Below are 25,878 nucleotides of genomic sequence, written 5' to 3'. Positions count from 1 at the left end.
AATCAGCCTACAGCCCTAAGAAATCTTTCCGTCAGTAATGGCATTTCGTCCTAGCTGAACTACCGTCAAATAGCGAAATAGTTAGTCACTGTTCATAGCAGCCAGGCTGCGACGTGAGCCTGCTGGATAGTCAGGCTGTGGTGTAGCAGGAAATGGAGAGCCGTCATGAACACGCGTCTGAGCATGGTATTGGCCGGTGTGTTACTGGTCGGTGCGCTGTTTGCCGGTTATTGGGGATTGGTCCTCAGCCGTGAGCCCACCCCGGCGCCGCCACCGCCACCCGCAGCAGCTCCCGCCGAACAAGCCGTTGCCGTGGTAGAAGACCAGACCCGTCAATCGGTCGTCGTCCTGGCCCACGATGTGCCCCCCTTCGTCGCCCTGGTTGCCGCTGATCTGAGCCTCGAAAAACTGCGCACGGCACCGGCGGGCAGTCTGAGCAGTGTCGAGCAGGCCATCGGCCGTACACCGTGGCGCGCACTCAGCGCCGGCAGTTGGTTGAACGACGAAAGCTTCACCCCCGGTGGGCCGCTGGCGCGCATGATCCGTGCCGATGAACGCGCCCTGGCCGTCGCCGTCGATGAAGTGATTGGCGCCGCCGGCCAGTTGAGTCCCGGCGACTATGTGGACGTGCTGCTGTACCTGCGCCAGGACGCCGCCAACCTTGAACAATCGGCCCAAGTGGTGATCCCCGCCATACGCCTGCTCAGTGTCGGTGACCAGATGGGCCTGACCAACGACGGCACGCCGGCCTCCCCTCGCGTGCTCACCGCCGAAGAGAGAGCCCAACGCCAAGCCTCATCGCGCACGGTGGTGCTGGCCGTGCCCGAACAATTGCTCAGCCGGCTGATGCTGGCCACCCAGGCCGGCACCTTGCGCCTGGCCGTGCGCAGCGCCGACGAACGCTTGCTGAGCCGCTACTGGGCCGGCGAAGGCGATGCGCCGGGCAACCTGCAGAACGCTAACCGCGACCTTTATCAGTTCACGCAATTGGCCTTCACCCAGGCCCCCAGGAAAGTGGCCCAGAGCAGTGCACCGCGCCGGGCCGGTGTCGAGGTGATCCGTGGCAATCAAGCAACCCAACAAACACCCGACTGAACAAGGATGCTGTGCATGAGCCGATGTTTCGTACCGGTGTTCACGCTGAAAATCGCCTGTGCCCTGCTGCTCTCGCACCTGTCCATGAGCCTGGCCGTGGCCGCTCAGGGCAATTGCGCCAGCCTTGCACAACTGCCCGCCGCGTTGTCGGTTGGCGAGGGCCTGCAACAGGAACTGCAATCGCCCGTGGCGATCACGCGCCTGGCCATTGGCGATCCGAAAATCGCCGACGTTCATCTCAATGGCGACCGGGCCTTCCTGCTCACCGGCGTCGGCCCCGGCACCACCAGCCTGATGGTCTGGACCGCCTGCTCGACCACCCCGCGCCAGAGCATGGTTTTCGTCAAGGGCAAGGCCAATACCGCCCTGACCAGTCTGTCGCTGTCGCCAGCCGATGATCCGCTGCTGCCCAGCCAGGTACAGACCGACATCCGCTTCGTCGAAGTCAGCCGTACCAAACTCAAGGAGGCCAGCACCAAGATCCTCGGCATCGGCAACAACTTTTTCCTGGGCAGCCCGAACTTGCTGTTCCCCACACCCAGCACCTTCAAACTGCCGGTGAGCGCGGACAACTTCAATATCGGCTTTGGCGGTGGGCGCGTCTCGGCGATGATCAATGCCCTGGAAAGCAGCGGCTTCGCCTACACCCTCGCCCGGCCAAGCCTGGTGGCCATGAGCGGACAAAGCGCAACCTTTCTCGCCGGGGGTGAAATACCGGTGCCAGTACCGAGCAGCGGCAGCGACACCATCACGATCGAATACAAGGAATTCGGCATCCGCCTGACCCTCACCCCGACCGTGATCGACCGCAACCGTATTTCCCTCAAGGTGGCGCCGGAGGTCAGTGAACTCGACTACACCAACGCCGTGGTCATCGAAAATATCCGCGTGCCGGCCCTGACCATCCGCCGCACCGATACCAGCGTGTCCCTGGCCGATGGCGAAAGCTTTGTGATCAGCGGCCTGATCAGCAGCAACACCACCACCAACATCGGCAAGTTCCCGGGTTTGGGTGACATCCCGATCCTGGGGGCGTTCTTTCGCGATTCCTCGGTCAGGCGCGAAGACAAGGAGCTGCTGATGATCGTCACGCCGCATCTGGTGCAACCGCTGGCGGCCAACGCCCGGTTGCCATCGTTGCCTGGTGAAAAAATGCGCAACTACGACCCGAACTGGTACCGGCTGTTCTTCCTGGAAAATGGCAATTTCGACCGGCTCAACGGGCTGTCCCAATGAGCGATAGCCTGAGCCAGACGTTCCTGGCAATCACCCGCAACACCACCGACCTGGAGTGGCTGCAGGGCGCCCTGGCGCCCCTGGGCCAAGTGGTCAGCGCCGGTAGCGGCACGCTCGATGAATTGCTGGCGCTGGTCGATGTGACCTTCGCCAGCCTGGTGTTCATCGGCCTTGACCGCGAGCACCTGGTGGCCCAGAGCGCGCTGATCGAAGGCGCGCTGGAAGCCAAGCCGATGCTGGCCATCGTCGCCCTCGGTGACGGCATGGACAACCAGTTGGTGCTCAATGCCATGCGCGCCGGGGCGCGGGATTTCGTCGCCTACGGCTCACGCTCCAGCGAAGTCGCCGGCCTGGTACGTCGCCTGAGCAAGCGTCTGCCGCCGGTCGCAACCAACACGCAACTGGGCGGCCTCTCGGTGCTCTACGGCACTCAGAGCACTTCCGATGGCGCACTGCTCACCAGCCACCTGGCGCTGGTGGTGCAAAACAGCGGCCAGCAGACATTGTTGCTCGACCTGGGCCTGCCACGCGGTGACAGCCTGGCGCTGCTGGGCCTGGAAAGCTCGTTCAACTTCGGCGATGCGCTGCGCCACCTGAGACGGCTGGACACCACCCTGATCAACAGCGCCTTTACCTCGGCCGAAGCCGGCCTGCGCATTCTCGCCTACGCGCCCAACGATGAGCCGCTGGAGCGCACCAGCGCCGCCGAGCTCTACATGCTGCTCAGCGCGCTGCGCCAACACTTCCAGCACATTGTGGTGAACCTTGCCGGCCAGCCGGACAGCGAAGCCGTGCGCACCTTTGTCAGCCACTGCGACAAGCTGCTGTGGTGCACCGATCAGAACGTACTGGAGTGCCGGCGCAACCTCGCCGTACTGAGCCTGTGGCGCGAAAAAGGCATGAAGCTCGACCATGCCTGGCTGCTGGTGGATCGCTACATCAAAAGCTGCGCGCCTAACGCCGACGCCCTGAGCAAAAGCTTCGGCCTGGAAGTGATTGCTGTGTTGCCACTGAGTCCGGAGGTACGGTTGAACGCCAAGAACCAGGGACAAACCCTGTTTGCGCTGACACCGCGCGAAGCCCTGACTCAAGCGCTCAAAACCCTGGGCGAGCGCCTGGCCAAACGTTTGGAAGACGCCAACCGGAAATCGCCCAGCCGCTGGCTGGAGCGCTTGTTGGGAGCCGATAAATGAGCAGCGAAAAACTCTTCGGCGCCCCCGCGCGAGGCCTGGGCGGCAACACCGACCACGACGGCCTGAAACTGGTGCTGCATCGCTACATCATCGATGCCATCGAAGAGTCGGGGAAAAACCTGCTGGAAGGCTCGCGCCAGTCGCTGGCGCAATTTGTCATCGACAAGGTCGCCGAGTACATCAACCGCATGCACCTGGCGATCTCGCGCTACGAGATGGAGCGCCTGGCCGAAGAAATCGTCGACGAACTGACCGGTTTCGGCCCGCTGGAGGTGCTGCTGCGCGACCCGTCCGTCACCGAAATCCTGGTCAACGGCCCGCACCGGGTGTTTATCGAGCGTGACGGCCTGCTGCACCAGAGCGACCTGCGTTTTATTGATGCGCACCATGTGGAGCGCGTCATGCAACGCATTCTCGCGCCACTGGGGAGGCGCCTGGATGAGTCGTCGCCGATGGTCGACGCGCGCTTGCCCGATGGCAGCCGGGTCAATGCGATCATCCCGCCGATTGCCTTGGACGGGCCGTGCCTGTCGATTCGAAAATTTCGCAAGGACATGCTTAAAAGCAGCGACCTGGTAGCCATGCAGACCATCGACCAGAACATCTTCGATTTCTTCCAGGAAGCGGTGGGCAAGCGTTGCAACATCCTCATCAGCGGCGGGACCGGCACCGGCAAAACCACGCTGCTGAATATTCTCAGCCAGCTGATCAACCCCCATGAGCGCCTGGTCACCATCGAAGACGTGGCCGAACTGCAACTGGGCCATCCCCATGTGGTACGCCTGGAAACCCGCCCGCCCAATGCCGAGGGCCATGGCGAGGTCAAGGCCAGCGACCTGATCCGCAACGCCCTGCGCATGCGCCCCGACCGCATCATTCTCGGCGAAATTCGCGGCGTGGAAGTGATCGATGTACTTACCGCGATGAACACCGGCCACGACGGTTCCATGAGTACTGTGCACGCCAACAATGCCGCCGATGCCCTGCTGCGCCTGGAAACCCTGGTGGGCCTGACCGGCCGGGTGGTCGCGGAAAAGACCCTGCGCCAGATGATCTGCGCGGCGTTGGATGTGGTGGTGCAGTTGACCCGCCTGCCGGACGGTCGTCGTTGCGTCAGCGAAGTGGTCGAAGTGGTGGGCATCCGCGAAGACGTGTACGTGACCAACACGCTGTTCCGTCACGACCGGCGTACCGGCTTCGGCTTCGTGCGCGAAGCGATCAACCCGGCCGGCGAAAAACTGCGCCGCGAATCGGCCTAGCCTTGGAGAGGAGTCGAGCATGACCGGGGCCATCCTGCTGTGCATTTGCCTGATCCTGATCGGCCTGTCGGTCCGCTCATTCCAGAACGGCTTGCGCCGCGCCCGGACCGAACGTGTACTGGTCCGCCTCGCCGAAGGCCAGCCGCAGCTCGTCGAAGAAAGCGATTCCTGGAGCGGCGTGGAGCGCATGTTCCTGCGCGCCGGCCTGGGCAAACCCAGTGACAACCTGGGGCTGTGGCTGACCGCCTGGGGCCTGGGCGTGGTGCTGGGGTTGATCGTCGCCGGCTGGCTTGGCCTGCTGGTGATGCTGCTGTTGCCGCCCGTGCTGCTGCGCCTGTACATCGCCTGGCGTTATCAACGCCGGATCAAACGCATGATCGAACAATTGCCGCCGTTGCTCGACCACACCGTGCGCAGCCTCAAGGCCGGGCGCACCCTGGCCGATGCGGTGCTGGGCGGTATCGAGGTGGCCCAAGACCCGCTGAAAAAAGCCATGGGCCGGGTTCGGCGCAACGTGCATCTGGGGGTCAGCCTGCCGGAGTCCGCCCACGATTTTGCCGAGTTTTACGAGCGCGACGAGTTCCGGTTGTTCGCGTTGGGCTTGAAGGTCAATCACCGCTACGGCGGCAATGCCAGCGAGCTGTTGGAAAACCTGATCAAGATGATCCGCGAGCGCGAGCAAGCCGCGCGCCAGCTGCGCGCCCTGACCGGCGAAACCCGGGTGACCGCCTACGTACTCACCGCGTTGCCCATTTCGATGGTGGGCTATTTCCTGGCGGTCAATCCGGCCTACCTGATGACCATGTGGAACGACGGCACCGGTCGCGTGCTGTTGTTCGTCGCCCTGATCATGCAGGTGCTCGGTTGCTTCACCCTGTGGCGCATGTTGCGGAGCGTATGAGATGGCTATTTCATTGCTGATCAGCGCCGTGTTGTTCCTGGCCGCCCTGGCACTGGTGCTGGCCAACCTGATCAAAGATCGGCGTGGTCAGCGCCTGGTCGCCCAGCGCCTGCAAGGCCGGATGGGCCGCGAACATCGCCTCGGTGCGATGATGCGGCAGTTGGGCAACAGCCCGCTGGCGCAACGTTCGGTCAGCCTGGACAACGAAACCCAGACGCTGCTCAACCGCGTGGGTTGGCGCAAAGCCAGCCAGCGCTCGATGTTCGCCGCCTTCCAGATCGGCACGCCGGTCCTGCTGTTGATCGTCACCCTGACCACTCAGCAGGTGCTGTTTCCCAAGGGTGACTCGCCGTGGCTGGTGCCTCTGATCGCGCTGGGCATCGGCTATCTGTTGCCCAAGCGCATCCTGGCCAGCGCGGCCAAGGCCCGCCAGCAGCGCGTCGCCCAGGAGGTATCGACGTTCATTCCGCTGCTGCGCATCCTGTTCGAATCGGGCATGGCGGTCGAACAGGCGTTGCGCGTATTGAGCATCGAAGCGCAACGCCTGCTGCCGGTGCTGACCCATGAATTACGGCTGATCCTGAACCGGGTCGACTCAGGCCTTGAGCTCGGTGAAGAGCTGGGCAAGACCGCCAGGCTGCTGGCCGTGGATGAGTTCACTGACACCAGCATCATCCTCCAGCAACTGATCCACCAGGGCGGCGGCGCGATGAAGTCGTTGCTGGCGCTCAAGCAATTGCTCGACGACCGGCGCCTGACCCGCATCCAGGAATTTGTGTCGAAAATGTCGGCGAAGATGTCGGTGGTGATGATGGTGTTTCTGTTTCCCGCCTTGCTGATCGTGCTCGGGGGGCCGGCATTCATCGGCATCACCCGGGCCTTGAGTAACTTATGAGGAATACTCGATGAAAGCCTTGATCGCCGGTTTGAGCCTGTTGCTGCTCGGTGGTTGCGCCACCTATGGCCAAACCCCCTGGAGCGCCCTGACAGGCTCCGGCAGTTGCCCCAAGCCCAGCGCCGAACAGGAACTTTCGTTGAACCTGGCCGATGAAATGGCCAACGACGGCAAACTGCACGCCAGCCTGGCCAACCTGCACAGCCTGCCGGCCAGTCTGCCCCAGGTGCGCCTGCGCCAGGCCAAGGCGTATCGCTTGCTCGGGCGCAACGCCGAGCCCCTCTACCGCAGCCTGCTCGGCACCTGCATGGCCGCCGAAGGCGAACATGGCCTGGGGCAACTGGCCTCGGCCAAAGGTGACGACAGCCTGGCCATGGCCCACTTGCAGCGCGCGGCACGGCTGGCGCCCACCGACGAGAAAATCCGCAATGACCTGGGCGTGGTGTACCTCAATCAACTGCGCCTGGAAGATGCACGTTTTGAATTCATGACCGCCATGGAACTCAAGCAGAGCGATCCACTGGCGGCCATCAATCTGGTGACGCTGTTGATCTACCAGGACAACTGGAAGCAGGCCGCGCAGGTGGTCAGCCAGATGGGACTGAGCCCCGAACACGTCACCCAGGCCCAGGCCCGCGCCGAGAAACTCAAGGCGTCAAGCGTCAAGGCCAAGGGTCAGATTGCCACCGTCAATGACGCCACCCGCAACCCGAGGAATTGATGATGAAACTGCCCTGTCTCGCAAGCCTGGCCGTGCTGGCCCTGCCCCTCAGCGTCATGGCCATCGAGCCTGGCCCCTACTCCCCGCAGCAGGTCGCCACGGAGAACTGGCTGGCGTTGCAGATCAGTGGGCAAGCGGCGTCAATCACGCCACAGGCAGCCTCCGCCACCGAACGCGACCTGGCCGCGCAGCGCTGGCTGGAAAGCTTCAAGCATGAGATTCCGGAGTTTTTCGATCAGAAAATCGGCGGAAAAACCGAAGGGGACAACTGAGCAAGACACTAAACGTGTAGGAGCGAGCTTGCTCGCGAAAAACGTCAACGTTAGCGCGTGCTTTCTGGTTGAACGCGGCGCCTGTGAGTTCTTCGCGAGCAAGCTCGCTCCTACATCATCATCGACCGTTGCCTTCAGTGCGCCGTCACCCGCTGGCGCATAGCCGAGCTACCCGGCGACAACGCCAGGGCCAACTGCGTGCGGTTGTTCATATGCGTCAGCCGCAGCACCTGCGAGACATACAGCTTGACGGTGTTTTCCGTGATGCCCAGCTCGCAGGCAATCTGATAGTTGGTCTGCCCCTTTCCGACCAGCCTGGCCACCTCCAGTTGGCGCGGTGACAGCTGGTTGAAAATCGCCGGGGTTTCGACCCGGCCCGCCTCTTGCGTCGAGACCTCTTCGCCGTCCGGCCCGGACGGACTGCGCCGCACTTTATCGAGGTCCTGATACAGATCATTGATGGTTTCGGAAAGACATTGCAGCTTCTGGTTGAGCTTCCCCAGTTGCAAGTCTTTGCTGCGCTCTTGCAACGCGACTTCCTGGCGCTGCAAACCTTCGAGCAATTCTTCCAGGTTAATGGGTTTCTGGTAGTAATCCGCAATCCCGGCGCGCAGGGCCTTGATCACGTCCTGCTTGTCGGCGCACCCGGTCAGCATGATGGCCTCGAACACCCGCTGCCTGCCGGCAATTTTTTGCAAAGCCTGGACCAACTCGATGCCGTCCATGCCCGGCATATGCAGATCGCACAGCACCAGGCCGATTTCGCTGTCTTCACAGAAATGCTGCAAGGCTTGCTGACTGGATTCACAGGGGACACAACGGAACCCGCTGCTTTCAAGAAATTCACACAGCTCTTCCACAATCAGCGGCTGATCGTCGACCACGAGCACTTTTACCGCACAATTAAGCTTGTTCACGCGCTACTCCATGCCTGGCAAGCCAAAGATTGACCCATCCTTAACCACGTATATTCCTGTACAACGCCTTCTTAAACGTAGACGTACTTCCCGACTCTGTACATAGCGTCAATTCCTTGCGACGTTCAATGGATCCAAAGCCAGACAAGCGTAAAACCCACCAACAGGAAGGGGGCAAACGGCAGTTTTTTTGACGATTCAGGAGCCAGGTGCCCCAGGCAATCCGTAAGCCGTTGACTCATAAGCGGCCAGAACTTTGGCGCCAATAGCAGCCAAAGCACGCTCGCCCCGGCAGCGCCGATAAACGATCCCAATAAATACTCGGCGTCCGACACCAATGCCAGGGCCGCGAGCAGCTTCACGTCCCCGGCGCCGAGGCGGCCCAGGGCGTAACCCGGCAAGGTCAACAGCAGCGCCAGGAAAAACGCCCACAGGCCTTGGCCCACCGAAGCACCCAGCCAGGTGCCGCCGGTCCAGAACAGATAGACCCCGCCCAGCAACGCAACACCCAGCGTCAGGCGGTTGGCAAGCAATCGCTGCCGCGTGTCCTGCACCGCACATACCAACAGCCACAACAGCACCACCGCAGCCTGGATCACGTAAAAAACCTGCCTTTTCGCCGATTGATTCTATGCTGATATCAAGTAGTAGCCGTCAGGGTAGACGCGGTGATGAAAACTAGCCTCCCCCGCAAGCAGAAAGGCACGGCCGCGATTGAGTTCGCGGCGGTGTTCGTGATTTTTTTCGCAGTGTTCTACGGCATGGTCAGCTATAGCTTGCCGCTGCTGTTATTGCAGTCGTTCAACCAGGCCACCGCTGAAGCGGTGCGCCTGAGCGTGGGGCTCGACCCGGCGATGCAGGGCTACAGCACCGCCGTGCAAACCACCGCCAAAAACGCGATTAGCGAACGCCTGAGCTGGCTCCCCGACGCGTATAAATTCAATGCGGCGACGCAGGTCAGCACCACCTTCGTTGACGGCCTGCTGAACGTGAAGATCAGCTATCCCTCCGCCAATCTGCACGCAGTTATGCCTTTTATTGTGCTGCCCGGCATTGGCAGCGTGCCGCAGTTGCCGGCGACACTGCAGGCCCAGTCGAGCCTGCAGTTTTGACCTCGGGAGACAAACTGTTCGGGCGTCTGCTTGGCCGTGGCAGCGCGCTGGCGATCGCGCCTGCTGCGCCGCCTTCGGCCGGTTTGCAGGTGCAACTGGATGCGCAAGGCCAGGTGCTCGGTATCAGCGGCACACTGCGCTCACAACTGGCGCCCCATGCCGAGTCGGTGCCGCTGCGCGCCTTGCTGCGAGCCCATAGCGCCCTTGAGGTCGAAGGTGTTCCCGCCGACTGGCAGCGCCATAGCCTCGACCTGGATTTCCACGGCATCGCCGGGCAGGTGTTGCACACCCGCGCAACCCTGGAGCCACACGACCATGGCTGGCGGCTGCATGCGGTGGATATCGGCGACTTGCTCAACGGCCGACGACTGGCCGAGCAGCGTGAACAGAATCAGCAACTGGCCAGTCAGGCCAGCGAGCAATTGCGCGTGTGCAGCCTCAGCCGCTTGCCCGATGTGTTCAACGAACAACTGTGCAGCGTGGCGCAGCGTTGGCGAATCCCGTGTATCGCCCTGGCGCTTGGTGATCAAGAGGACCAGGGCTGGGTGATCTACAGCCAGTACGCCCACCATGACGCGCCGCTGCTCTGGCACATCGGGCAACGCCTCGGGACGTGCCTGGACAGCCTCAACGGCACCGCCCCCTTGAGCCTGCAAGCTCATGACAGTCGCGGTGAACACCCGCGCTTGCACAGCGTGTTCGGCAATGCCGAGGGGTTTCTGGTGCCTTACCGCGATAGCCAGGGCGTCGCCGCGTGGCTGCTGTGCGGGGCCTACGGCGGCGACGCCGACACCCGCGAGCGCGACTGGCTGAACCTGGCCGCCGCCCTTGCCGCCCCGCTGCTCAGCCGTCTGCGTGAACAGCGCCACCACCTGCAACTGGAACGCCAGGAGGTCCTGCAGGGCTTGCTGGGCACCGGCTGGTGGGAATGGCTGCCCGCCAGCCACGAGATCCAGCTCGCACCGCAATTGATGCGCAACCTGGGCCCCGAAGACAGCCCTACCCGCCAAGGCCTGGAAACCTGGCTGAACCTCATTCACCCCGCCGATCGCCAGGAATTACACAGCCGTCTGCGCGACTTGCAAGCCCTCGGCAAACCCTTGCTCGCCAGCGTACGCCTGAATCGTGGCGCCAGCGACCAACCGCCCACCTGGTACCGCGTACAGGGCCAGGTACTGGGCGTCGGTGAGCAGCGCCGCTGGATCGGCTTCATGCTCGACATCAGCGACATCAAGAACCAGCAACTGCAGGCCGACGCCGCCCACGCCCGCCTGGACAACCTGATCGCCAGCTCGCCGGCGGTGATCTATGTGCAGCGCTACGTGAACGGCGCCCTGCAACCGGTGTTTTTCAGCGACAGCCTGCTGCCGCTGCTGGGCCGCACACTCGCCGAATGCAGCCATGACAGTTTGGTGCAATGGGTCCACCCGGATGACCGCGACCTGTACTTCCAGTGCACGCGCCAGCTGCTGCGCGAAGGCAGCGTGCGCAGCCGCTACCGGGTTCAGGATAAACAAGGCAACTACCACTGGCTGCTCGACGAAGCCAAGTTGCTGCGCGACGACCTCGGCCTGCCGGTGGAGGCGGTCGGCCTGTGGCTGGACATCACCGAGGCCACCCTGGCCGCGCAGCAGGTCAAGGACAGCGAGGAACGCTACCGCATCCTCGTGGAAGACTCCCCGGCGATGATCTGCCGCTACCGTCCGGACCTGACCCTGACCTTTGGCAACACGCCCCTGGCCAACTACCTGGAGTGCCTGCCCGGCCAACTGCCGGGGCTGAACCTGGGGCACTGGTTATCGGCCGAGCAACGCGCGGCATTCGTGTTGCGCATCGAGCAACTGACGCCGGAGTTTCCCGTGAGCACGGCGGAAATCAGTCTGCAATTGCCGGGGCGTGAGCACGCCTGGTGGGTGTGGTCGGACCGTGGCGTGTTTGACGAGCAAGGCAATCTGCTCGAAGTGCAGGCCGTGGGCCGCGACAACACCGAAGTACGGCGCTCCCAGCAGCAACTGACGCAAAGCGCGAAAATGGCCACCCTCGGCGAAATGGCCACCGGCCTGGCCCATGAGATCAACCAGCCGCTGAACGTGATGCGCATGGCCATCGTCAACGTACTCAAGCGCCTGGGCAACGGCGACGCGCAGATCGACTACCTGACGGAGAAACTCCAGCGCATTGACGCGCAGGTACAACGAGCGGCGCGGGTGGTGGACCACATGCGTGTGTTCGGCCGCCGCTCGGAAGTCGAACAGCAGCCCTTCGACCCGGCGCAGGCGGTGGAAGGTACCCTGTCGCTGCTCAGCGAAGGCCTGCGCGGTAAAGGTGTGGAGATCAAACTGACCCAGGCGGATAGTGCGGTGCAGGTCACAGGCTACGCCGACCAGCTTGAGCAAGTGCTGATCAACCTGATGGTCAATGCTCGCGATGCGCTATTGAGCCGGAAGGAAAAGCAGCCGGACCTGCGCCCGTGGATAGCCCTTCACACCGAACACGACAGCCGCCACGTACGCATCTGGGTCGAAGATAACGGCGGCGGCATTGACCCGCGTTTGCTGGAGCGCATCTTCGAGCCGTTCTTCACCACCAAGCCGATTGGCGTGGGGACCGGGCTGGGCCTGTCGGTAAGCTACGGCATCGTTGAAAACATGGGCGGACGCCTCAGCGTCAGCAACGGTGAACATGGCGCGCGGTTCTGCGTGGAACTGCCCAGGGCCTGCGAAGCTTAAATCACCAGGTAGGCCTCGCCGGTCTGGCCGCAGCTCAGGTTGGCGCCCACGGTCACGCTTGCCAGGCTGATACCCAAGCTGCTCAACAGATTGTTGAGGATCGGATTGAGCAACGGGTTAAGCACGTTGTTCAACACAGGCGTCACCAGGGTGCTGACGCCGCTGAGCAACGACACTGTGCTGGCGATCACCCCTCCCAAGGCGTTGCTCCCCACGGGTTGATAAGCCGTAATGCCGACGCCGCCGAGGGCAGAGGAAAGGCCATTCACCAGGTTGGTGGCCGGCGCGACCGTCTGATAGCTGGGCGCAAGCCCCACATTGGCGGGCGTGGCAAAGGGCGTGGTGCTGGAAAACACCAGGTTCTGATTACTGTTGCTGCCCACAATCGGGCTTTGCACCTTGATCCCGACGCCGCCGCCTGCAAACGGAATGCGGGGATCGCACGTGCCGATGCCGAGGATTTTACGGCATGTCTTGATGCCGAAATCGATCAGGGCCAACGGCGCCACGGTCATCGGCTGTGTGGATGAGAATGCGTTGGTGATATTGCCTACGTTCAGCGATGCCGCCGAGGTGGTGGTGTAGGCCGTCAAGCTCTTGGTGCCCGCGCCTCCCGTTGGACAGCTATAGGCGGTGACATAGCTGCTGGCCCCGCCGGCATCCAGCACAATCTGCAGCGGCAGGTTGCCCGGCAATGCCAGGATGTCCAATTGTTGGCAACCGGCACCCAACAGGCAAAGCGTCGAGTTGATCGTGGTGACCAGGTTCAAGCTCAACAAGCCGCTGAGTACAGGTGTCAGTGGCCCCACCAAGTCATTCACCGCCGCAGTCAAGCCGGACAAGCTGGCGAGCACCGGCAAACTTACGGTTATCTGCGTGCGCAGCTGGGCGGTGCGCACATAAATTTTATTCGGGCCCAACGGGTCGGCCGCCGCGCGTATCGGGTTGCCGACGGCCGATAACTGCGCCGGCTCCATGACTTTGATCTGAGTGGTGATATTGGCCAGCCCCAACAAGCTAACAGGCAGTGTCACCGCCGCCGCGCTCTGGTTGCCGGCCAGCTGCACCACGCCTTGGACCAACTGAAAGAGTTGCAGATTGGCATTCAGCGCGGCGGCGGTGACGCCCGTCTGCAGTTGCAGGATTTTGCCCAGTGTGAGCGGCACAGGGTTGATTGCGGCGACTTTGATATTGCCCAGCGCGGTCGCTGCATTCGCCGTCAACGGGCCATCACCCAGCACAGTGATTGCAGCCTGGAGCAACTGCGAGGCGCTCACCGTGGTGTTGAGCAATTGGGTGTAGTCGCCGGCGGTGACATGCAGGTCGACGGCCAATTGATCGAGGTAACTGAGCATATTGATATCGCTGTTGAGCAGACCGTTCCAGCCGAGCACAGAAACATTGACCCCACCACCGAGCAACCCGCTGAACACCGCGTTCATCATGCCAGCACTGGCGGTATCAACGCTGACCAACGTGCTCCTGATGCTCAACTGCGCTATCGGCGGCGTGGGTTTGGCCGCCACTGCCGTCGCGCTCAATTGGGTATTGAGGCTGACCGAGTTACCCGACATCATCGACCAGACGCCACCGGCCACGCTGGTGGTGACGGTTTTGCCCACCACCACCTCAATGGCTGACGACAGGGCCGGGTTGGCGGTGAACACGCGCCGACCGGAAGCCGCCGTGGTCACCGCGCCGCAGCGGGTCACCAACGTATTGCCGTTACCCGTCACAAATTTATTACGCGCGCCACTTTGCGTCGCATACGCTGCTGCGCTCAAACCCGCTGCACACGTGCCATTGCGGCTTACGGCCTCCAGCGCTGCGGTGTCCGCGACCCCTTGCAGCTTGCGTTTTTCCAGGTAAAGCCGCCCGCTGTCCACCGCCAGCAAGGTAAACGCCAACACCAGCGCCAACACACCCACTGCCATCAGGCCGATAGCGCCACTTTGCTTGCCATGAAGTCGGGGAGACATCGAGCACTCCTGTGCCGGCGAGTCGCCGAGCGTTTACGCTCCTGAGGGTATGAGTGAGTGTAGACAAGAGTGGCGGCTGGCAACGGGAGAATGTGATACGCCGTAAGGGCGCAGCCGATAGCAGGCGTTACCGCAGGAGCAGATGTGTACTCGGTCTGAACCGGCATCCTGGTCGGCCCGGAGGCCGCCATCGGGGCAAGCCCTAATGCCAGTCAGTTAAGCGAACGAAATGCTTAAAGCAGCGAAGATCAAATGTGGGAGGGGCGGTGCGACGATTCGACTTGCCCCCGATGACATCAGCCCAGCAAACACTGATGTTGGTTGACCCACCGCTATCGGGGGCAAGCCCCCTCCCACATTTGACCGAGGAGAGGGCTTGCCCCCCCCCGATGACCAATATCTACACAACTTCGCAGGCTACAGCCGCCAACGCTAACCACGATGCGAAGCGAGCCGCTCTTGATCTTGATCTGGCTTTTGATCTTGATCTCAGGCGCCCCGTTAAACCACGCTGGCCGAACGCAGGCTTGAATCCGTGGGTAACCCGGCAGGACGCCGGGTTAGCCGCAATGGGCCATGGATGGCCCATTGCGGCGGCCCACGGATTCAAGCCTGCGTTCGGGCACACCGAGCCTGAGCGAGGTGCCGAGTGGTGGGGCAAGAGCGTTTTGCTTACTTTTGACTGGGCCGGCATTCCGGCTTTTCAAAAGTGAGCCGCCGTCAGGGCGGAACCCTAAGCAGCCGTGACCGCAGAAACGGATATGTACTCGGTCTGATCCAACATTCTGGTCGGTCCTGAGGCCGTCATCGGGGGCAAGCCCCCTCCCACATTTGGACCGGGATCGACACAAAATCCTGGTCGGCCCGGAGGCCAAGCCCCCCTCCCACATTTGACCGAGGAGGCCGTCAGCGCGGCGGGTAGTTGGCGAGGATTTTCGCCACGGTGCTGCGGATAGCGTTGCTGCGGTCCTGCGGGTTCGGCGAACTGGCCATGATTTGCTCATCACTGCCACGCCACACCAGCTTGCCATCCTTGCCGTCGAGCAGGTCGATCTGCAAGGTCGCCACCTTGTAGGAGATGTTGCGCGTTTCGTTGTACATCGGCGCGCCCCAGTAGCCATTCCACGGCCCGCCCCAGGCGCCACCATAGTTGGTGGTGACTTGTTGCTGGCGGTCTTCAACGATCAGATAGGCCTGCACATTCAGGTCGGCCTTGCTGCCGGGCGCGACGGGGCGCAGGCCGCGCTGGTCAAGCTGCTCGCCCACGGCCTGGCGGATGCGCTGCTCGGTGAGGTCGCTCTTGATGCGCGGGTCATCCGGGCGGTATTGCAGCGCCGGGTCTTTCCAGGCCCAGTTTCGGTAGGCGCCAAAGTCGCGGCTGGCGTCAAAATCGTGGTTGACCTGATTACTCTGGCAACCGCCCAGCAGCAGGACAACGGCAAGCGTAGCGATACGACGAAACATGAGGGTTCTCCGATGATCGATCCGGCTTCAGTTGAGAATAGCGCTTAACTCGGAGGATACGCCGTCATTGCCTTCTGCACCGCCTGACGCAACGCATCGGCGCGCTCGCTGAGGCTGCCCTGGCTGCCCGTTTCGGCACTGGCGCTCCACACCGGCTGGCCGCTGCGGGCGTCGAACAGATTGACCCGCACCACCACGACCTGCACTTCATAGGTACGCACCAGCGGCACCGAGTTGTACATGCCGTAGCCATTGCCATAGCGGTTGTAGCCGCCATAACCGTAGCCATAGTCATCCTGGACCTGGCGCAGGCGTTTCTCCAGGCGCACGTCGGCGCTGACCAGCAGGTCGGGCGCGCGTTTATCGTGTATCGGGCGCAAGCCGCGTTGGTCCAGCGCACCGCTGACGGCCTCGGCCACCTGGGCCGAATCCGCCCAGGCGGTACCGGCCGGCAACTGGCCGTTGCGCCAGGCCCAATTGCGGTAGGCGCCATAGTCGCGCACCGGCGCCGGGTAGGCGCTGGCATCAAAGGTCGCGGCCGCCTGAGCCGGGGCCGGCGGCATGGGCGCCGACGCGGCTACGTAGGGGTTAGGGCTGGAACAAGCCCCCAGCCCGAGAGACAACAGGATCAAACAGAGACGACGCATTTCGACCTCCGCAGACTGGGCTGCTTAAACCGGACGGCAAACCCAGTGCAAATAACGCCCAAGTCCGGCAAAGCTTGGGTGACGACGGTGAGCGAGTTCCATCTCCAACAGATCCTGCAGCTCGGCGCGCGCCTGGAATTCCACCGGCATATAGTCGTGGAACACACGCACGCCACTTTGGCTTTCGACCTGCCACAGCCCTTCGAGTTGCGCTGCCAGTTCCCGTGGGTCCAGCGGCTGCTGCGGCGTGAGGCTCTGCTTTTCGCCAGCCATCTCGTTCTTGCGCATCTTGCGAAAGTGGCCCTTGAGCAGGTTGCGATAGATCAGCGCATCGCGGTTATAGAATGCCAGGGACAACCAGCCGCCAGGCAACGTCAACTGATGCAGCACCGGCAGGATCGCATGAGGCTCGGCCAGCCATTCCAGCACCGCGTGGCACAGCACCAGGTCGTAGGGTTCGGCGAGCTGGCCGGGCAAGTCTTGCCAGGGCGCATGGATGAACGTGGCGCTCTGCCCGGCGTCGGCAAAACGCTGGCGCGCGCCGTCGAGCATGGGCGCGGCGGGCTCGGCCAGGGTCACCTGATGGCCGCGTTCGGCCAGCCACAAGGACATATGCCCCAACCCGGCGCCGATATCCAGCACGCGCAACGGGCGCTCCGGCAACGCCTCAGTAAGATCGGCCTGCAACACCGCCAGGCGAATCGCGCCCTTGGCGCCGCCGTAGATCTTCTCGGCGAAGCGCGTGGCCAACTGGTCGAAATGCCGGTCACTCATGGGCAAACCGCCGTTCGCTGTCGGCCAGCTTGGCGCGCACCACTTCGTTCATGTCCAGGCCCAGCTCACTGCACAGCAACAGCAGGTACAGCACGATATCGCCGACTTCCTGGCCAGCGTGAGCGAGCTTATCGTCCGGCAGCTGGCGCGACTGGTCTTCGGTCAGCCACTGGAAGATCTCCACCAGCTCGGCCATTTCCACACTGGCGGCCATGGCCAGGTTTTTCGGGCTGTGGAATTGCTTCCAGCCGTTGCTATCGCGGATGCGGTGCAGGCGTTCGGTGAGGTGTTCGAGGTTCATTGGGGGCTCCTGAATGGGTATAGCTTCAGGGGGATGGGGAGTGAAGGCAAGTGAATAGCTGTGTTGATCTTGAGGGCCTCATCGGGGGCAAGCCCCCTCCCACAATTTTGAGCTGTGAACACTGTTCAAATGTGGGAGGGGCGGTGCGACGATTCGACTTGCCCCCGATGAGGCCCTAATCAACAACACTGAACTCAAGCCTGGCAGTCTGCCCGGCCTCATCCAACACACTGAGCTGATAGCGCCCCAGCCGCTCAAAGCTGGCATTGATGCTGTCCTGATTGGCACTGTCCCCCAACGGCGCACCGTTAAGGAACCACCAGCGCCGCCCGCTGCCGCCCAGCGCGGAGATTTTCAGGCGCAGCGCCTGTTGACTGGCAGTGGGCAGACGCAGTTGATCGCCCTCGCGTACGCCCACGATGGACAGCGGCGAAGCGGCGGCCAGTGCCGGTGGTGGGCAGTCCGGGTCAGCGGCCGGGATGCGCGATTCACGGCGCTCCACCCTGGGCAGCCAGGGCTCCAGCGGCGCTGGCCACAAGGCAATATTCTTCGGCTCGGCGCCAGGGCAATGGGCGTCCACGCGCAAGCCCTTGGCGTTGACCCAGAGATTTTCCATCAACCCCACGCTCAACGGCTGATCCAACGCCTGCAAGGTCGGCGGTGTGGTGTTGTCCAGTGTCCAGGCAAAACGCTGGCGACGACAATTGGGATCGCTGCGACTCATCGGCTGGCCAAGCGGCCAACAGATAGCCGCCACGCCTACATTGGCCGGCACCGGTTTGACCGGTGCGCTGATGCCGCGCTGGCTGTCGCGGTTGGTCAATACGTCATGCACCTGCAACATCAGCGGCGCCGCCGACGCCAGGCCAAACTGCCCAGGCACCGGCGTGCCGTCCGGCCGGCCGATCCAGACGCCGATCAGATAACGCGGCCCGACGCCGATCGCCCAGGCATCGCGAAAGCCATAGCTGGTGCCGGTCTTCCAGGCGAGCGTCGGGCGTTGCACCAGTTCGGCCCGTGGGTCGCGATCGGGTCGCGCCTGGCCGCTGAGGATGCGCCGCACAATCCAGGCCGCGCCTGGCGACAGCAAAGGGCGCTCGCGCAGCGCATCATCCGGCTGCAGGCGCAGAGTGGCGCTCTTGCCGTCGCGGGCGAATGCACTGTAGCCGCTGACCAGCTCTTCCAGGCGGCTGCCCGCGCCGCCGAGGATCAACGCCAGGTTCGGCTCGGCCAGCGCCGGCAACGCCAGCGGCATGCCGCCGATGCGCATCTGCGCGGCAAAGCGTTTCGGCCCGTAGGCTTCCAGCAATTGCACCGCCGGCAGGTTCAGCGAACTGGACAGCGCCGTACTCGCCGGCACCGCCCCGGTAAAGCCCATGGAGAAATTGCCGGGACGGTAATCGCCGTAGCGTCGCGGCACGTCCTGCAGCAGGGATTCGGAATGAATCAGGCCCTCGTCCAGGGCCATGCCATAGAGGAAGGGTTTCAAGGTGGAACCGGGCGAGCGCAGTGCGTTGATCATGTCCACATGGCCATAACGCTTGGCATCGTTGATATCCACCGAGCCGAGGTAGGCGCGCACCGCCATGGTGTCCTCCTCCACCACCAGGATCGCCGCCGAGGTATGTTCAGGCAAACGCGCACGCCAGCCCAGCAGCAGGTCTTCGAGGCGGCGTTGCAGGGTGGCGTCCACGGTGGTGCGGATCAAGGGCGGGCTGTCCGGCCGGTTCAGGCGGCGGGCGAGCAAGGGGGCCAGGCTCGGTTCCTGGCGCGGTGCGAGCAACAGCGGTTCTTCCAGGGCTTCATCGACCGCCGATTGCGGCCACACCTGGAACTCGGCAAGGCGGCGCAGCACTTTATCCCGCGCCTGCTGGGCGCGTTGCGGGTGACGGTCCGGGCGCAGGCGGCTCGGTGCCTGGGGCAATACCGCGAGCAGGGCCGCTTCGGCGTGGGTCAACTGCGCCGGGGATTTGCCCAGATAGGCCCAACTGGCCGCCGCCACACCCTGCAACGTCCCGCCAAAGGGCGCACGGTTCAGGTACAGGTTGAGGATTTCGTCCTTGGACAGGTGCCACTCCAGCTGCGCGGTACGCCATAGTTGGCGCAACTTGCCCTGCAGGGTGCGTGAATGCGGGTCGAGCAATCGTGCCACCTGCATCGACAAGGTGCTGCCGCCCGACACTACCCGTGCGCCGGTCAGGTTCTGCCACATCGCCCGTACCAGCGCCAACGGATTTACCCCGGGGTGGCGGTAGAACCAGCGATCTTCGTAGGTCAGCAACGCGTCCAGGTAATACGGCGAGACCTCGCTGGTGTGCACCGGATAGCGCCACACACCATCGGCATCGGCAAAGCGCCACAATGGCGTGCCATCCTCGGCCAGCACCACCCGGGCCAGGTCGTCCTGGGGCAGGGGCAAGGGCCAGATACGGTCGGCCAGCCATAGCAGGGCAATGACCAACAGCAGGCTCGCCAGTGTCCAGCGGGCAACAAAACGCAAATTCAACCGGGTAAACCTCTATGCTTGCAGGGAACTAGCCTGTGGCAACAACGACCAAAGGCACAGTTACGCCCACCTTCTTATCAGGACACGCACATGCAGGTAGAAAGCTTCTTCGAATGGCTGGGCCAGGCGCTCGGCTCCGTCATCCGCTTTATCGTCGATGGCCTGAGCGGCTTGTTCGGGGCCTTGACCCACGCCGGCGGCAACTTTATCGATGGCTTGTCGCGCACCCTGGGCATGGACACCTCGATCATCAGCATCCTCACCCTGATCGTCGGGCTGCTCTTTTTGTACTCGGCGGTACGCGCCTTTATGCGGGCCTCGGTCATTATCGGGATCATCTGGCTGATCCTGGGCCTGTGGTTGTTGAGCTGGGTTGTGCACTGATTCAACCAACACCGCACATCCCTGTGGGAGGGGGCTTGCCCCCGATAGCGGTTGTTCAGTCAATGTATCGGGTGACTGACACACTGCCATCGGAGGCAAGCCCCCTCCCACATTGATCTCCCTTTCTACTCCAGCGATCAGCGGCCCTTGATCACCATATCCGCCGGGGTTTCGCCCACCGCTTGCCAGTTCGGCCGATACATCGACTCCACCTGCGGCGGCGGCACGCGGTAGGTGCCCGGTGTCACGGCGCGTGCCAGGTACAGCAAGTGCGTGGTGCCGCCGTAACCGTCCAGGTTCATCGCCGCCACGTAGCGATCATCACGAAATTCCTGATGTTTGAGCGACGCGTTCTGCATCGATTCACGCCACTCCTTCACCTGGCTGCTGGCGTTCTCCAGACTGGCCGCGCTTTGCGCCAGGTTCTGGTTTTCCAGCTCCAGGCCGGCGGGCAGCAGGTCGACCACCAGGGCATCCGGCACGCGTTGCTTGGCGCTGACCGCCAGGTGCACCAGCACCAGGTCGCCACTGTTGAGGCTATGCAGGTTCAACGGCTGGCCATTCATGCCCAGGTATTCGCGACGTATGCTCAGGTTCTCACCGCCCGCTGCCGGTGGCACTTGTGGATAACCGGAAATCGTCATCTGCTGGTACACCGGCGTTTCCCCCTGATTGCTCAGGCTCAAGTCGCTGCTCAGCAGCTTGTCATCCAGTTGCAGTGTTGATTGCTGGTTGTTCAGTTCACGCACACCGCCACTGCCGGTCAGCGACACCTGCCAGTTCGCCTCTGGCTGGGCGAGGCCAAGTCGCCCGGCGAGGAACAGCGAATTGCGCTCCTGGGTCGACAGGTACGGACTGGCCGCCAACTGGTCCGAGAGCGTGAACAAGCGTTCTTCGCGCTTGCCCTTGGCCAGGTCGTTTTCTTCCAGCAACGCCAGGATCATCGCCTGGTCGCGCAATGGGCTGCCGTAGTCGGCCAGCCATTCCTTGGCGCTGCGCTGCGCGGCCAGACCGGCGAGCAGCGCCTGGTCCGCACGCGGCTGGTCGCCCATTTTCTGCAGGGCGATGGCCAACTGCACCAGGGGCAAGCCGGAACGCGCATCGCTGCGTCGCTCGAAGATGCTGCGCAAGGCCCCCAGCGGCGCCTGCTGACTGCGCGCCAGGACCATGCCGGCGTAGGCCTGCACGGCAAAACGGGTGTGTTCGGCGTTGTCGCTGTAGTCGACTTCGATCAGGTTGCGCTCCTGCACATAGCGCAGCAGACGCTCACTGGCTTTCTTCAGCGCTTCGGCCGGTACCGCAAAGCCCTGGTCGCGGGCGCGCAGCAGGAAGTCGGTGACATAGGCGGTCAGCCAGTATTCTTCCTCACCGTCGGCGCCCCACAAACCGAAGCTGCCGTTGTAGCGCTGCATGCCCAGCAGGCGTTCGATGCCCAGCTCGATCTTGCGTTTGCGCTCGGCATCCGGCTCGCCTTTGATGCTCAGGCGTTTAAGCAACGCGTCGTCGGCATAGAGCGAAGGGTACAGGCCGCTGGCGGTTTGCTCCAGGCAGCCATAGGGGTACGCCTTGAGCGCACTGATCTGCGCGCCGAGGTTCAACGGCGGCCGGCTGGACAGGCTCAACAACGCCTCGCGGCCCGAGCTGTCGAACTGCTCCAGCGTGCCCGACGGCAAGCTCCACGGCTGGTCCTTGAGCACGGCGCGGTAATGCTTGAGCAACGCGGGGTACGCAGGGCGCACGCCCAGGGTCCATTCACGGCTGAACGGCGGCAGGTTTTCACCGGGTAGATCCAAGCCGTTTACCGTCACTTTGACCTTGCCGTTGCCCAGGCCGCCCCAGGCTTTCACCGGGATGCGCAGCGTGGTGCGCTGGCCTTGTTTCAATTCGAGGTTTTGTACGCCGCCGTTGACCAGCTCCAACTGCCCTTCGGCGCTCAGTTGCACCTGAAGCTTCTGCGCCTTGCCCGACAGGTTGGACAGGTCCAGCGCCAGCGTCGTCTCGTCACCACCGGCCAGGAAGCGCGGTGCCGACAGCTCGGCAATCAGCGGGGCGGCGATGACTGTCTTGCCCTCGGCCATGCCATAACGGTCATCGCTCCAGGCCTGGGCCATCAGTCGCAACTCGCCGTTGAAGTCCGGAATATTGACGCTGACTTCGCCCTCGCCCTGCTCGTTCAGCGTGACCGGCGCGCTTTGCAGGGCGACGATGGTCACGCTGGTGTCGGGGCGCTTGCCGCCCTTGGCCAGCGCCGCATCGCCCCCGAACGCCAGGCTGGCCAGACGGCCCTGCCCGGCTTCGATCAACTGGCCGTAGATGTCGAACTGGTCCACGCCGTAGGCCTTGCGGCCGAACAGGCTGGAGTAAGGATCGGGTGTGGGGTATTCGGTGATATTGAGAATGCCCACGTCCACCGCGGCCACCAGCACATGCACCTGTTTGGGCACGCTGCCATCAGCGTTTTTGGCGGCGATCTTCACCGTCAGCGGCTGCTTGGGGCGCATTTTTTCCGGTGCCGTCAGCGTCAGGCCGAGCTTGCGCTGGGTACGGTCCAATGGCAGATGCAGCAGACCCACCGCGCGCTTAGGCGTGATATTGGCTTTGCGCTCGCCGGGACGGATCACCAGCGCGCTCACGTACAAATCATGCCGCGACCATTTCGGGTCGAGCTTGACGGCAAAGCTTTTGCCTTCGGCCGGCACGTCGATTTCCTGCCACCACAGCGGGCCCTCGGCGGACTCCACCAGCAGATAACCCTTACCGGCCGCTGGCGGCGTGACGGTGACGTTGGCGGTGTCGCCATCGCCATAGGCGGGTTTATCCAACGCCAGCTTGACCTGATCGGGACGCACGGCGCCGCCTTCGGTGTTGTCCTGGGCCTGGTAGCCCGCCCAGAAGCGCAGGCTGCTGATCAAGCCGGTCTGCGGGTCTTCGACCTCGACGCGGTACGGCCCCCACTCAACCTGGAAGCTGACCTTGGCGGTGTCGCCGGCCTTGATGTTCAAGGTTTGTTCGTCGAGATTGAGGAATTTCTCGTTGTAGTGATAGCTCCAGCCATCATTGTCGGAGTAGTTCCAGTAATAGTCGCGGCGCTCGCGCACCAGGCGCACCTTGAGATTCTGCGCGGCGAGTTTCTGGCCGTCCTGGTTGGCCACCAGCACTTCGAATTCCGCCGGGCCGTCGCCGTTGGTTTCAGTGCCGTCGAACAGACCGCGCAGGCCCGGCAGTTGCTCGGCCGGCCAGATCGGTTGTACCAGACGCCGAGTGATCGGCCGCCCGCCCGACTCCTGCAAACTGGCCTGCACGATCAATTGCAGGGGCGACTTGGCCTCGGCCCATTTGCTTTCCAGGGTCAACGCTTCCTGACCCTTGGCGTCCAGCGTGCTTTCGTCCAGTTCGAAGTCCTGGCTCAGCTCTTCTTCGGTGACCGAGCCGAACTGGTAGCCCGGCAAGTTTTTTACCGCCTCGCGCAGCGGGCGCACATAGACCTGCCCGCTGACTCGATTGCCCGAGGCCGGCGCGCCGTACAGATAACGGCCATTGACCTGGATGACCGCGTCATCCGCCGGGCTCAGCGCAGTGTCACTGCCCTTGAGTTCCAGCGCCAGGCGCTCGGGCAGGAAGTCTTCGACGAGGAATTCATACAGCTGCGGCTTGCCGTCGCCCAAGTCGAATACCAGCTGCCAGCGCCCGGTCGGCGCTTCGCCGGCCAGTTGCAGCGTGTATTGATAGAGACCGGAGGCGTCGGCTTCCCACACGAATTTGCGGCTGACCTGTTCATCGGGGCGCCGCACTTCGACGCTCACCGGTTGCGGCTTGACGGCGTTGCCATCCTTGTCGCGCAGCAGGGCGTTGAGCAGCACGGTTTCACCGGGGCGATATAGGTCACGCGGGCCGAACACAAAAAATTGCAACGGATGGGACGGCTGGCCACCGATATCGAATTCGGCCAGATCCAGCGCGGCGCTGTCCAGGCGCAGCAAGCTGGTCTGTTCACCCTGCTTGGCCAGCAACACCTGGGCTTTTTTCGGCAGTGGCAACTCGGCGTGGCCACCGTCTTCGGTCTTGCCCTGGCCGAGCACACGGCCTTCGGCATCGAGGATTTCCAGTTCGACGCCATTCAACGCCTTGCCGCCTTCCAGCGCCTGGGTAAACACATCCAGGCGATTGGCGTAGCGGTGCACCGACAGGCCGATATCACTCAAGGTAAACAAGGTGGCCGGTTGCGAATAGTTGTAGGTGCCCGAAGCACGCATCACCGCCAGGTACACGCCGGGCTGCTGCAATTGCTTGAGGCCGGCGATCGGCAGCAACAGGGTTTCGCGGGTATTGCGCGCCGGGTTCAGGTCGAAACGCCCGCCGTAGACCAGGTCGGCCATCGGCAGCAATTCACGGGATTCGTAACTTTGCAGGCTGGTATTGCGCCCCCATTGCGCCAGGAACGCCGGCAGGGACTCGGCCTTGATGCGGAAGAATTCGACGTCGATCTTGTCGACGTTCAGCGCGATCACCGGCAGGCCCTCAGCCAGGCGCGTCGGCAACAGCGTACCGCGGCTGGCGAAGCCGACGGTGGCTTGCAAGTCGCGGGTTTCAAGGCGGGCGGTGTACTCGGCGGCGAGGGTGTTGGCGTTGAGCGCCTTGACCCCGGCGTCCACCGTCAGCACCAACTTGCGCTGCGGCTCCAGGTGGCGCAGGCGCAGTTCCATCAGGTTATCCGAGAGTTCCCAGGCGCCGTCGACCTTGCCCGACTTGCTGTCGACCAGATGGACTGTGTCGGCGAACTTCTGATCCGGGTCCAGGGGAATGGAGAAACTCACCGACAAGGTGCTGGCCCCGTCCAACTGCACCTCGGACACATCCACCACGCTTAACTCACGCCCGGCGTAACGCTGCTTCAACGCCGCCACATCCACCGCCGCCTTGGCCGGCTTGGGCGCCACGCTCGCCGCCGGGGCAGAGGGCGCGGACGGTTTATCGGAAGAATCGCAGGCGCTCAGCAGGGCCAGCGCGCAGGCCAGGAACAATCCTTTGTTAAGCATGGGGCACTCGTAGTCAGAGGGAACCGGGGAGGTGAACTATATATCAGCGTCGCTCAGGCTGCTGCGCAGCCGATCACATTGACCGACGGAGGGCGGGTTGGTTCGGGGTGTCATTCGGGCCAAACCAAATCCCACATAAAATGCAGATCAAAATGTGGGAGGGGCTTGCCCCCGATAGCGGTACATCAGCAACAAATCAGTTGCCTGACGCATCTACCCAACTTCACCGTAACCACGATGCGAAGCGGGTCGCTCTTGATCTTGATCTTGCTCTTAGGCGCCCCGTTAAACCACGCTGGCCGAACGCAGGTTTGAATCCGTGGGTAACCCGGCAGGACGCCGGGTTAGCCGCACTGGGCCATGGATGGCCCATTGCGGCGGCCCACGGATTCAAGCCTGCGTTCGGGCACACCGAGCCTAAGCGAGGTGCCGAGTGGTGGGGCAAGAGCGTTTTGCT

The 25,878-nt window shown here is 63.1% G+C and carries 21 protein-coding genes; 12 read left to right on the top strand and 9 right to left on the bottom strand.

Features of this window, described 5'->3' with window-relative positions:
* Positions 1-165 precede the first annotated feature (165 nt).
* From cpaB to MRY17_RS03045, 8 genes are read left to right on the top strand one after another with little or no spacing between them, the layout of a single operon-like run.
* Positions 166-1,095: a Flp pilus assembly protein CpaB gene (gene cpaB / locus MRY17_RS03080; protein WP_191953122.1), complete on the top strand. Its 930-nt coding sequence runs from the start codon at positions 166-168 to the stop codon at positions 1,093-1,095.
* 15 nt (positions 1,096-1,110) lie between these two features.
* Positions 1,111-2,331, top strand: coding sequence for a type II and III secretion system protein family protein (locus tag MRY17_RS03075; protein ID WP_191953123.1), 1,221 nt, complete (start codon positions 1,111-1,113; stop codon positions 2,329-2,331).
* The gene (locus MRY17_RS03070; RefSeq protein ID WP_243353277.1) at positions 2,328-3,524 is read left to right on the top strand and encodes a pilus assembly protein; all 1,197 of its coding nucleotides are present in this window, start codon (positions 2,328-2,330) and stop codon (positions 3,522-3,524) included. The genes MRY17_RS03075 and MRY17_RS03070 overlap by 4 nt, the downstream gene beginning before the upstream one ends.
* Positions 3,521-4,783: a CpaF family protein gene (locus MRY17_RS03065; RefSeq protein WP_181284042.1), complete on the top strand. Its 1,263-nt coding sequence runs from the start codon at positions 3,521-3,523 to the stop codon at positions 4,781-4,783. Before MRY17_RS03070 ends, MRY17_RS03065 begins: the two co-directional genes overlap by 4 nt.
* A 19-nt stretch (positions 4,784-4,802) precedes the next feature.
* Positions 4,803-5,684 carry a type II secretion system F family protein gene (locus tag MRY17_RS03060; protein WP_181284041.1) on the top strand — a complete coding sequence of 294 codons (882 nt, stop codon included), beginning with the start codon at positions 4,803-4,805 and terminating at the stop codon, positions 5,682-5,684.
* 1 nt (position 5,685) lies between these two features.
* On the top strand, positions 5,686-6,579 hold the full coding sequence (locus MRY17_RS03055; RefSeq protein ID WP_181284040.1) for a type II secretion system F family protein: 894 nt from the start codon (positions 5,686-5,688) through the stop codon (positions 6,577-6,579).
* A 10-nt stretch (positions 6,580-6,589) separates the two neighbouring features.
* Complete coding sequence (locus tag MRY17_RS03050; RefSeq protein WP_181284039.1) at positions 6,590-7,300, top strand: hypothetical protein; 711 nt, start codon at positions 6,590-6,592, stop codon at positions 7,298-7,300.
* 2 nt (positions 7,301-7,302) lie between these two features.
* Positions 7,303-7,572: a DUF3613 domain-containing protein gene (locus MRY17_RS03045; RefSeq protein WP_181284038.1), complete on the top strand. Its 270-nt coding sequence runs from the start codon at positions 7,303-7,305 to the stop codon at positions 7,570-7,572.
* A 134-nt stretch (positions 7,573-7,706) separates the two neighbouring features.
* On the opposite strand, the gene MRY17_RS03040 is transcribed toward MRY17_RS03045, so the two are convergent.
* The gene (locus tag MRY17_RS03040) at positions 7,707-8,489 is read right to left on the bottom strand and encodes a response regulator transcription factor (protein ID WP_181284037.1); all 783 of its coding nucleotides are present in this window, start codon (positions 8,487-8,489) and stop codon (positions 7,707-7,709) included.
* 125 nt (positions 8,490-8,614) lie between these two features.
* A complete protein-coding gene (locus tag MRY17_RS03035) occupies positions 8,615-9,088 on the bottom strand; it encodes a prepilin peptidase (RefSeq protein WP_181284036.1) in 474 nt (157 codons plus the stop codon).
* A gap of 72 nt (positions 9,089-9,160) precedes the next feature.
* Here MRY17_RS03035 and MRY17_RS03030 point away from each other — a divergent pair, with 72 nt between their 5' ends.
* Complete coding sequence (locus MRY17_RS03030; RefSeq protein WP_181284035.1) at positions 9,161-9,601, top strand: TadE/TadG family type IV pilus assembly protein; 441 nt, start codon at positions 9,161-9,163, stop codon at positions 9,599-9,601.
* Positions 9,598-12,330, top strand: coding sequence for a PAS domain-containing sensor histidine kinase (locus tag MRY17_RS03025; protein ID WP_243353276.1), 2,733 nt, complete (start codon positions 9,598-9,600; stop codon positions 12,328-12,330). Before MRY17_RS03030 ends, MRY17_RS03025 begins: the two co-directional genes overlap by 4 nt.
* On the opposite strand, the gene MRY17_RS03020 is transcribed toward MRY17_RS03025, so the two are convergent.
* Positions 12,327-14,309, bottom strand: coding sequence for a pilus assembly protein TadG-related protein (locus tag MRY17_RS03020; RefSeq protein ID WP_243353275.1), 1,983 nt, complete (start codon positions 14,307-14,309; stop codon positions 12,327-12,329). The genes MRY17_RS03025 and MRY17_RS03020 overlap by 4 nt on opposite strands.
* 389 nt (positions 14,310-14,698) lie before the next feature.
* Here MRY17_RS03020 and MRY17_RS03015 point away from each other — a divergent pair, with 389 nt between their 5' ends.
* Positions 14,699-15,022, top strand: a complete 324-nt coding sequence (locus tag MRY17_RS03015; RefSeq protein ID WP_243353274.1) for a hypothetical protein — start codon at positions 14,699-14,701, stop codon at positions 15,020-15,022.
* Between the two features lie 193 nt (positions 15,023-15,215).
* Here the strand turns inward: MRY17_RS03015 and MRY17_RS03010 are convergent, their stop codons facing one another.
* The 5 genes from MRY17_RS03010 to pbpC form a co-directional block, all read right to left on the bottom strand.
* Entirely contained in the window at positions 15,216-15,773 is a 558-nt protein-coding gene (locus tag MRY17_RS03010; RefSeq protein ID WP_181284999.1) for a DUF4136 domain-containing protein, read from the bottom strand.
* Between the two features lie 44 nt (positions 15,774-15,817).
* Positions 15,818-16,420, bottom strand: coding sequence for a DUF4136 domain-containing protein (locus MRY17_RS03005; protein WP_181285000.1), 603 nt, complete (start codon positions 16,418-16,420; stop codon positions 15,818-15,820).
* A 24-nt stretch (positions 16,421-16,444) separates the two neighbouring features.
* Complete coding sequence (locus MRY17_RS03000; protein WP_181285001.1) at positions 16,445-17,194, bottom strand: methyltransferase domain-containing protein; 750 nt, start codon at positions 17,192-17,194, stop codon at positions 16,445-16,447.
* Positions 17,187-17,495 carry a MazG-like family protein gene (locus MRY17_RS02995; RefSeq protein WP_181285002.1) on the bottom strand — a complete coding sequence of 103 codons (309 nt, stop codon included), beginning with the start codon at positions 17,493-17,495 and terminating at the stop codon, positions 17,187-17,189. Before MRY17_RS02995 ends, MRY17_RS03000 begins: the two co-directional genes overlap by 8 nt.
* Positions 17,496-17,670: 175 nt before the next feature.
* The gene (gene pbpC / locus MRY17_RS02990) at positions 17,671-20,001 is read right to left on the bottom strand and encodes a peptidoglycan glycosyltransferase PbpC (RefSeq protein ID WP_181285003.1); all 2,331 of its coding nucleotides are present in this window, start codon (positions 19,999-20,001) and stop codon (positions 17,671-17,673) included.
* A 90-nt stretch (positions 20,002-20,091) separates the two neighbouring features.
* Here pbpC and MRY17_RS02985 point away from each other — a divergent pair, with 90 nt between their 5' ends.
* On the top strand, positions 20,092-20,385 hold the full coding sequence (locus MRY17_RS02985) for a hypothetical protein (protein ID WP_057726345.1): 294 nt from the start codon (positions 20,092-20,094) through the stop codon (positions 20,383-20,385).
* Between the two features lie 137 nt (positions 20,386-20,522).
* Here MRY17_RS02985 and MRY17_RS02980 read toward each other — a convergent pair whose 3' ends face one another.
* Positions 20,523-25,421: an alpha-2-macroglobulin family protein gene (locus MRY17_RS02980; RefSeq protein ID WP_243353273.1), complete on the bottom strand. Its 4,899-nt coding sequence runs from the start codon at positions 25,419-25,421 to the stop codon at positions 20,523-20,525.
* Between the last annotated feature and the right edge of the window lie 457 nt (positions 25,422-25,878).

Source organism: Pseudomonas orientalis (assembly GCF_022807995.1).
Classification (GTDB): domain Bacteria; phylum Pseudomonadota; class Gammaproteobacteria; order Pseudomonadales; family Pseudomonadaceae; genus Aquipseudomonas; species Aquipseudomonas orientalis_B.
The sequence above is the reverse complement of the archived record's forward strand: the minus strand, read 5'-3'. Positions and strand labels throughout refer to the sequence as shown.

Excerpts from the sequence above, each read along its gene's own strand:
- cpaB (WP_191953122.1), top strand. The coding sequence starts at position 166 with ATGAACACGCGTCTGAGCATGGTATTGGCCGGTGTGTTACTGGTCGGT.
- MRY17_RS03075 (WP_191953123.1), top strand. The coding sequence starts at position 1,111 with ATGAGCCGATGTTTCGTACCGGTGTTCACGCTGAAAATCGCCTGTGCC.
- MRY17_RS03070 (WP_243353277.1), top strand. The coding sequence starts at position 2,328 with ATGAGCGATAGCCTGAGCCAGACGTTCCTGGCAATCACCCGCAACACC.
- MRY17_RS03065 (WP_181284042.1), top strand. The coding sequence starts at position 3,521 with ATGAGCAGCGAAAAACTCTTCGGCGCCCCCGCGCGAGGCCTGGGCGGC.
- MRY17_RS03060 (WP_181284041.1), top strand. The coding sequence starts at position 4,803 with ATGACCGGGGCCATCCTGCTGTGCATTTGCCTGATCCTGATCGGCCTG.
- MRY17_RS03055 (WP_181284040.1), top strand. The coding sequence starts at position 5,686 with ATGGCTATTTCATTGCTGATCAGCGCCGTGTTGTTCCTGGCCGCCCTG.
- MRY17_RS03050 (WP_181284039.1), top strand. The coding sequence starts at position 6,590 with ATGAAAGCCTTGATCGCCGGTTTGAGCCTGTTGCTGCTCGGTGGTTGC.
- MRY17_RS03045 (WP_181284038.1), top strand. The coding sequence starts at position 7,303 with ATGAAACTGCCCTGTCTCGCAAGCCTGGCCGTGCTGGCCCTGCCCCTC.
- MRY17_RS03030 (WP_181284035.1), top strand. The coding sequence starts at position 9,161 with ATGAAAACTAGCCTCCCCCGCAAGCAGAAAGGCACGGCCGCGATTGAG.
- MRY17_RS03020 (WP_243353275.1), bottom strand. The coding sequence starts at position 14,309 with ATGTCTCCCCGACTTCATGGCAAGCAAAGTGGCGCTATCGGCCTGATG.
- MRY17_RS03015 (WP_243353274.1), top strand. The coding sequence starts at position 14,699 with ATGACCAATATCTACACAACTTCGCAGGCTACAGCCGCCAACGCTAAC.
- MRY17_RS03010 (WP_181284999.1), bottom strand. The coding sequence starts at position 15,773 with ATGTTTCGTCGTATCGCTACGCTTGCCGTTGTCCTGCTGCTGGGCGGT.
- MRY17_RS03005 (WP_181285000.1), bottom strand. The coding sequence starts at position 16,420 with ATGCGTCGTCTCTGTTTGATCCTGTTGTCTCTCGGGCTGGGGGCTTGT.
- MRY17_RS03000 (WP_181285001.1), bottom strand. The coding sequence starts at position 17,194 with ATGAGTGACCGGCATTTCGACCAGTTGGCCACGCGCTTCGCCGAGAAG.
- MRY17_RS02995 (WP_181285002.1), bottom strand. The coding sequence starts at position 17,495 with ATGAACCTCGAACACCTCACCGAACGCCTGCACCGCATCCGCGATAGC.
- MRY17_RS02985 (WP_057726345.1), top strand. The coding sequence starts at position 20,092 with ATGCAGGTAGAAAGCTTCTTCGAATGGCTGGGCCAGGCGCTCGGCTCC.
- MRY17_RS02980 (WP_243353273.1), bottom strand. The coding sequence starts at position 25,421 with ATGCTTAACAAAGGATTGTTCCTGGCCTGCGCGCTGGCCCTGCTGAGC.